Source organism: Pseudoxanthomonas mexicana, assembly GCF_010093385.1.
Taxonomy (GTDB): domain Bacteria; phylum Pseudomonadota; class Gammaproteobacteria; order Xanthomonadales; family Xanthomonadaceae; genus Pseudoxanthomonas_A; species Pseudoxanthomonas_A mexicana.
In genome coordinates this window covers 24,655-31,176 of sequence record NZ_PDWV01000046.1, presented here as the reverse complement: position 1 = coordinate 31,176, position 6,522 = coordinate 24,655, and the positions used below count along the sequence as shown (strand labels likewise).

The following is a 6,522-nucleotide window of genomic DNA, read 5'->3' as shown; positions in this document are numbered from 1 at the left end:
GGGGTCATGGCATCGCTCGGCCAAGGAGCATACAGGCTATCCCGCTGAACGTGAGGACCACGCCGATGAACGCCCGCTTGCCCAGCGGTTCCCGCAACCACAGCGCCGCGAGCACCACCACGAACACCGAGGCGGACTCGTTGAGGATCGCGGCCACCGAGGCCGAGGTGAACTTGTAACCACCCAGCCACAGCACCATCGACAGTCCCTGACCGAGCAGCGCGGCCACCAGCAGGCGACGCCACGGCACCTCGGAGGCGACGAAGCGCATGCGCGCGCGCATCGCAGGCAGCGCGGCCAGCCCCAGCAGGCCCGCGACCGCGCCGGCGAGCCGCAGCGCGGTCACCCACAGCAGCGGCTGGGTTTCCAGCGTGCGCTTGACCATCACGATGGCGATGGCCATCAGCGCGATCGCGGCCAGCCCGATCACGACGCCACGCACCGTATGCTGCGGATGCGTCCGCCATTCCCCGGGAGGGCGACTGACCAGCAGGACGCCCAGCCCCACCAGCGCGAACCCTAGCCACTGTCCCGCGCCCAGGCGTTCGTCCAGGAACAGGAAGCCGAGCAGGAGCACCAGCGGACTGTAGAGATTGCCGATCACGCCCATCCGACCGGCGCCCAGTTCGTTGAGCGCGCGGAAGTACAGGGTGTCGGCCAGCGCGATGCCGATCACGCCGCTGGCCACGACGATGGCCAGTTCCTCCGCCGGCAGCGACGGCCAGGCCCCCGCATGCAGCACCAGCGCCACCGGTGCCAGCACGGCAAGCACCAGCCCATTCTTGAGCAGGTTGAGCGCGAGCGGCGGCAGATGCACGCCCAGCTGCCGTGCCAGGATCACGCCCACCGCCCATGTCGCCGCGCTGCCCAGCGCCATGGCCTCGCCGATGCCCACTCGTCCCCCTGTCCTGCTGCAGGTGCGTAGTGTAAGCAGCATGCGATGAAGGCGACCGCACGCCGCTTCGGCGATACTGTGCCGATGGCCGACGACACGTTGAATCCCGCGACCTACGCCCAGCGCATCGCCTTCGTCTGCGAGATCGCCGGGCGCCTGCACCGTTACGGCACCACCGCACAGCGGCTGGAGGGCGCGGTGGTCGGGCTCTCGCAGCGGCTGGGCCTGGATTGCGAGCCGTGGTCGAATCCGACCGGCCTGATCCTGAGCTTCAGCGATCCGGTACGGCCTTTGGGGGCCAGCGACAGCACGCGGGTGATCCGGCTGGCGCCGGGCGAAACCGACCTGCACAAGCTCAGCGAAGCGGACCGCATCGCCGATGCCGTGTCGATGGGGGAAATGAGCATCGCCCAGGGCCACACGGCGCTGCGCGCACTCGACCGCACGCCGAGCGTGCGCTGGCGCGCGATGCAGATCTTCGCATCGGGCCTGGCGGCGGCGGCCGTGGCCGGGCTGTGGCGGCTGCCGTGGCTGGACATGGCGACGGCGGGGCTGATCGGCGTCATCATCGGCGTGCTGGGCGAGCTGATCGCGCGCCGGCCACAGATGAAGGAAGCCAGCGACGCGATCTCGGCGCTGGTGGCGGGCTTCGTCGCCATCCTGGTGGCCAACTTCATCGCGCCGCTCAACCTCAATACGGTGATCATCGCGTCGCTGATCGTGCTGCTGCCCGGCATGGCCCTCACCAATGCGGTGAACGAGCTGACCAGCCAGCACCTGGTATCCGGCGTGGCACGTTTCGCCGGCGCCATGGCGACGGTGCTCAAGCTGACTGTCGGCAGCATGATCGCGGTGACGCTGGCGCAGCTGGTGGGCCTGTACCCGGAAGTCCGCGCGCTGCGGCCGCAGCCGGAATGGGTGGAGTGGGTCGCGATGGTGTTCGCGGCCTATGCCTTCGCGGTGTTGTTCAAGGCGCACCGGCGCGACTATTTCTGGGTGATGGCCGCCGCCATCGCCGGGTACAGCATTTCGCGTTACGCCGGGCAGGCGTGGGGGAGTCCGGTGGGGATCTTCCTGTCCGCGCTGGTGCTGACGGCGGCCGGCAACGCGTTTGCGCGCTGGGCCAACCGACCGGGTGCGTTGATCCGCGTGCCCGGCATCCTGATGCTGGTGCCAGGCAGCACCAGCCTGCGCGGCCTGCTGACGCTGGTGCAGCAACAGGATGTGGGCGTGGGCCAGTCCGCGCTGCTTGCGGTCACCAACGTGGTGATGGCGCTGATCGCGGGTCTGCTGTTCGGCAACCTGCTGATCTCCTCGCGCAAGAATCTCTGAGGCGACCTGTGCAAACGAAAACGGGAGGCCAGGCCTCCCGTTCGTGTCCGATGCCGCAGCGGCTTACTTCTTCTTGATGAGGAAGTCGTCGGCCTTCTTGCCCTTGGCGATCAGCGCGGCCATCCAGCGCGGATGCTTGCCGCGGCCGGTCCAGGTTTCCTTGGGGTTGGCCGGGTTGCGGTACTTCGGCGCGACCTTGCCCAGCTTGCGGCCGGCACGGGAGCTGGGCTTCGCGGCGGCCTTGGCGCCCCGATTGCCGGACATGCCGAACAGCTCTTCCAGCGTGTAGCCCTCGGCCTTGGCGAACTTGGTGATCTTGCTGCGCACGGTGGCGATGGGCGTGCGCTTGGCCAGCCGGCTCTGCTGCTGCTTGGCTTTTTCGATCAGGGCGCCAAGCTCCTTGGCGGACAGGTTACGCAGGTCGATCGACATCAGAATCTCCAGTCAGGAAGGGAAACGCCCGTCCTTGGCCGAATAATCATCTTAATCGACGGGATAATCGCGGCACAAACCGCGACGATCCCCTTTCCCGGGATCCGTCCTGCGATCAACCCCGCAGGCGCGCCAGCAGTTCGTCGCGACCGATGTTCTCGGCCTCCGTCGCCCGGCGCGCGCGGTATTCGAACGTGCCCGCGGCCAGCCCGCGTTCGGACACCACCACGCGATGCGGGATGCCGATCAGTTCGATGTCGGCGAACATCGCGCCGGGGCGCAGGCCGCGGTCGTCCAGCACTGCCTCGATGCCCGCAGCCTGCAGTTCTTCAAGCAGGGCTTCGGCCGCATTGTTCACCGCGGCATCGTTCTTCGGATTGATCACGCAGACGGCCACCGCCCACGGCGCCATCGGCGCGGGCCAGATGATGCCGTTGGCGTCGTGGTTCTGCTCGATCGCCGCCGCCACGATGCGCGACACGCCGATGCCGTAGCAGCCCATCGCGGGCGTGGCGGCCTTGCCGGTCTCGTCCAGCACGGTGAACTTCATCGCTTCGCTGTACTTGCGGCCGAGCTGGAACACATGCCCCACCTCGATGCCGCGCACGATGCGGATCTCACCGCCGTCGGCGGCCCGGTCGCCCGCCACCACATTACGGATGTCGGCCACGGTCTCCGGTTCCGGCAGGTCTCGGCCCCAGTTGACGCCCGCCAGGTGGAAGCCGGCCTCATTGGCGCCGACCACGAAGTCCGCCATCGCCGCCACGTCGCGGTCGGCGACCACGCGGATCGCCTGCTTCGCGCCGATCGGGCCGAGGAACCCCGGCTCGCTGCCCAGGTGGGCGAGAATCTCGGCCTCCGTCGCCAGGCGGTAGTCGGCCATGCCGGCGACCTTGCCCAGCTTGATCTCGTTGACGGCGTGGTCGCCGCGTACCAGCGCCAGCACGAAGCCGCCATCCGTCATCACGGCCACCGACTTGACGGTGCGCTTGAGCGGAATGCCGAGCAGTGCGGCGACGTCCTCGCAGGTCTTCTGCGTGGGCGTGGCGACCTTGGTCATCGTTTCCGAGGCGGCGGCGCGCGGACCCGGCGCGGCCGCCTGTGCGGTTTCGACGTTCGCGGCATAGTCGGAGCCGGTGGAGAACGCGATGGCGTCCTCGCCCGAATCCGCCAGCACGTGGAACTCCTGCGAGGCATCGCCGCCGATGGCGCCGCTGTCGGCCTGCACCGCGCGGAAGTCCAGGCCCAGGCGGGTGAAGATGCGCGTGTAGGCCGCATGCATGTTGCGGTATTCACGCACCAGGTCCTCGTCGGTGATGTGGAAGGAGTACGCATCCTTCATCACGAACTCGCGCGCACGCATCACGCCGAAACGCGGACGGATCTCGTCGCGGAACTTGGTCTGGATCTGGTAGAAGTTGACCGGCAGCTGCTTGTAGCTGGAGAGCTCCTGGCGCGCGAAGTCGGTCACCGCTTCTTCGGCCGTAGGGCTGTAGCAGAAGTGCTGCTCCTTGCGGTCGGTGATCTTCAGCAACTGGCCGCCGAACTTCTCCCAGCGGCCCGTCTCTTCCCACAGCTCGCGCGGCTGGATGGTCGGCATGATCATTTCGATGGCGCCGGCGCGGTCCATTTCCTCGCGGACGACGGTTTCCACCTTGCGCAGCACGCGCAGGCCCAGCGGCGACCAGGTGTACAGGCCGGCGGCCAGCTTGCGGATCATGCCGGCGCGCAGCATCAGCTGGTGGCTGACCAGTTCGGCGTCGGCCGGGGTTTCCTTGGTGGTGCGGAGATGGAACTGCGACAGGCGCATCGGCATCGGCGTTCAGGGGGACGAATCGCCTATTTTGCCAGCCTTGGCGGCGTGCGGGGCGTTATTCCGACGGCCCGGCCCGATCGCCTTCCACCCGGATGCCGGCGGGCAGGTCACGGTCCCGTCGTTCGTAGCGCCGCCCCTTGGGAGGGTGGTCGGGGATCTGCAGCACCCCGGCATCATCGCGCCAGCGGTACAGCGAAGGGCGTGCGTCCTGTGCCTGGGCAGTCGCCTGGCGGGCCCGCGCCTGCGTGTGCTGTCGGGCTTCCGGTGACTCGCGCGCCAGCCACCAGGCGATGCCGCCGCCCGCGGCGATGCCGACCGCGATGGCCAGCCAGGCCCGCACGAAGCGTCAGCCGCCCGGCTTGCAGTAGGCCTTTACCGCTGCGTCCGCCAGCGCACGCTGGTTGGCGCGGGCGGCATCGTCCAGCGTGACGTCAGGCTTGCCGTCACCATCGGTGTCCTGCTGTACCGGGCCTTGGTGCGCCAACGCTTCCAGGTTCCGGCGGGCGGTCGCGCATTGCGGATGCTCGGCCGGCTTGCCCGCGGGCGCCGCTTCGGCCGCCGGTGCACCGTACTGGTTGATGCGCCGGTTCTGCACCGTCTGGTTCGGGGGCGGGCTGTCGGAGTAGTGGGTGACGCCGTTCTTGTCCTTCCACTGGTAGACCTGCTGGGCCTGTGCGGTGGCGGCGACGGCGAGGCACAGCGCCAGCGCGGCGAGGCAGGGGACGAGGCGCATGGCCGGCTCCGGGATCGAGGAACCCCGATTGCAGCACCCCGAGGGCGTACAGGCAAGCCGGAGCGCGGACCGCTTGGGCTAAACTGCGACCCATGAACGAAATCAAGCCGCCCCCGCGTTCGCGCGGGATCTACCTGCTGCCCAACCTGTTCACCACGGCCGGCCTGTTCGCAGGGTTCTTCGCGATCATCGCCGCAGCGAACGGCCAGTTCGTCCACGCCGCCATCGCGGTCTTCGTGGCGGGCCTGATGGACGGCATCGACGGGCGGGTGGCGCGGCTGACCGGCACCAGCAGCGACTTCGGGGTGCAGTACGACTCGCTGGCCGATCTGGTCAGCTTCGGCTTGGCACCGGCGCTGGTGATGTACCACTGGTCGCTGTCGGCGCTGAAGTTCGATGGTGGCGTGATGGGCCGCGTGGGCTGGGTGGTGGCATTTCTGTACGCGGCGTGTGCGGCGCTGCGCCTGGCCCGGTTCAACACCCAGGTGGGCACCGTGGACAAGCGCTGGTTCATCGGCCTGGCCAGCCCGGCGGCGGCGGGATTGATGATGTCCTTCGTGTGGGCGTTCGCCGACGGCGAACTGGGCTGGACCGGCGAGGAACTGCGCTACGTGGCGCTGGGCGTGACCCTGGCCGCGGCGCTGTTGATGGTCAGCCGCGTCCGCTTCTGGAGCTTCAAGGGCACGGGCGAAGGCGGGGCGAAAGCCGACCGCATTCCGTTCGTGGTGCTGGCACTGGTGCCGTTGGTGCTGGCCATCCTCTTCATCGACCTGCCGCGCACGCTGCTGGCCGTCGGCGTGGTGTACGCGCTGTCGGGACCGGGCTATTGGCTGTGGCAGCGGGTGCGTCGGCACAAGGATGCGCAGGCGTGACGCTCACGGCGGACCGTCTGTGGTCGGCCGAGCAGCAGGGTTGGCTGCGCGCGCTGGGCCTGACCGTCTTCCTGCCTGCCGACTGGCCCACCGAGACGGGAGCACCTTCCCGTGAGGCGCCTGAAGCTGTGCCCGAGCGCGCCGTGCCGCCGTCGCCCGTGCGCGCCCGGCCGCCGGCACCCGAGGCGATCGAGCGCACGCCGCCGGTGCGTCCCGCGTCGCCGGTGCGCCTGGCCGGTTCGCGCATGCCCGACCGGCTGCATTTCGCGCTGATCCGCGCTTCGGGCATGAATCCCAATGCGCCGGGCGCGGCGGAGGTGTTCGCGCAATGGCCTTCGTCGGCCGAGCTGCGCGGCAACCCCGCGGCCAAGCGCGCGCTATGGCCGGTACTGCGGCGCCTGCGGCGGAGCGCGCCGTGAGTGCGCAGGGCGTCGAGGTTTCA

Annotated in this window: 7 protein-coding genes and 1 pseudogene; 3 read left to right on the top strand and 5 right to left on the bottom strand. The window is 69.2% G+C overall.

Annotation, left to right across the window (positions count from 1 at the left end; all coding sequences use genetic code 11):
• Positions 1-4: 4 nt before the first annotated feature.
• Positions 5-877, bottom strand: coding sequence for a DMT family transporter (locus tag CSC76_RS14840; RefSeq protein ID WP_162110773.1), 873 nt, complete (start codon positions 875-877; stop codon positions 5-7).
• Between the two features lie 102 nt (positions 878-979).
• Here CSC76_RS14840 and CSC76_RS14835 point away from each other — a divergent pair, with 102 nt between their 5' ends.
• Positions 980-2,227 carry a threonine/serine exporter family protein gene (locus tag CSC76_RS14835; protein WP_162110775.1) on the top strand — a complete coding sequence of 416 codons (1,248 nt, stop codon included), beginning with the start codon at positions 980-982 and terminating at the stop codon, positions 2,225-2,227.
• Positions 2,228-2,296: 69 nt separating this feature from the next.
• Here the strand turns inward: CSC76_RS14835 and CSC76_RS14830 are convergent.
• From CSC76_RS14830 to CSC76_RS14815, 4 genes and pseudogenes are all read right to left on the bottom strand, one after another.
• A pseudogene (locus tag CSC76_RS14830) lies at positions 2,297-2,659 on the bottom strand (H-NS histone family protein); the annotation flags it as partial.
• 115 nt (positions 2,660-2,774) lie between these two features.
• Entirely contained in the window at positions 2,775-4,469 is a 1,695-nt protein-coding gene (locus tag CSC76_RS14825) for a proline--tRNA ligase (protein WP_162110774.1), read from the bottom strand.
• A gap of 61 nt (positions 4,470-4,530) precedes the next feature.
• A complete protein-coding gene (locus CSC76_RS14820) occupies positions 4,531-4,815 on the bottom strand; it encodes a hypothetical protein (protein WP_162110771.1) in 285 nt (94 codons plus the stop codon).
• 6 nt (positions 4,816-4,821) lie between these two features.
• Positions 4,822-5,208: a DUF4124 domain-containing protein gene (locus CSC76_RS14815; RefSeq protein WP_162110770.1), complete on the bottom strand. Its 387-nt coding sequence runs from the start codon at positions 5,206-5,208 to the stop codon at positions 4,822-4,824.
• A 92-nt stretch (positions 5,209-5,300) separates the two neighbouring features.
• Between CSC76_RS14815 and pssA the strand changes: the two genes are divergently transcribed.
• Together pssA and CSC76_RS14805 are read left to right on the top strand one after the other, a co-directional pair.
• The gene (pssA, locus tag CSC76_RS14810; protein ID WP_162110769.1) at positions 5,301-6,080 is read left to right on the top strand and encodes a CDP-diacylglycerol--serine O-phosphatidyltransferase; all 780 of its coding nucleotides are present in this window, start codon (positions 5,301-5,303) and stop codon (positions 6,078-6,080) included.
• Complete coding sequence (locus tag CSC76_RS14805) at positions 6,077-6,499, top strand: alanine acetyltransferase (RefSeq protein WP_162110768.1); 423 nt, start codon at positions 6,077-6,079, stop codon at positions 6,497-6,499. The genes pssA and CSC76_RS14805 overlap by 4 nt, the downstream gene beginning before the upstream one ends.
• Positions 6,500-6,522 lie beyond the last annotated feature (23 nt).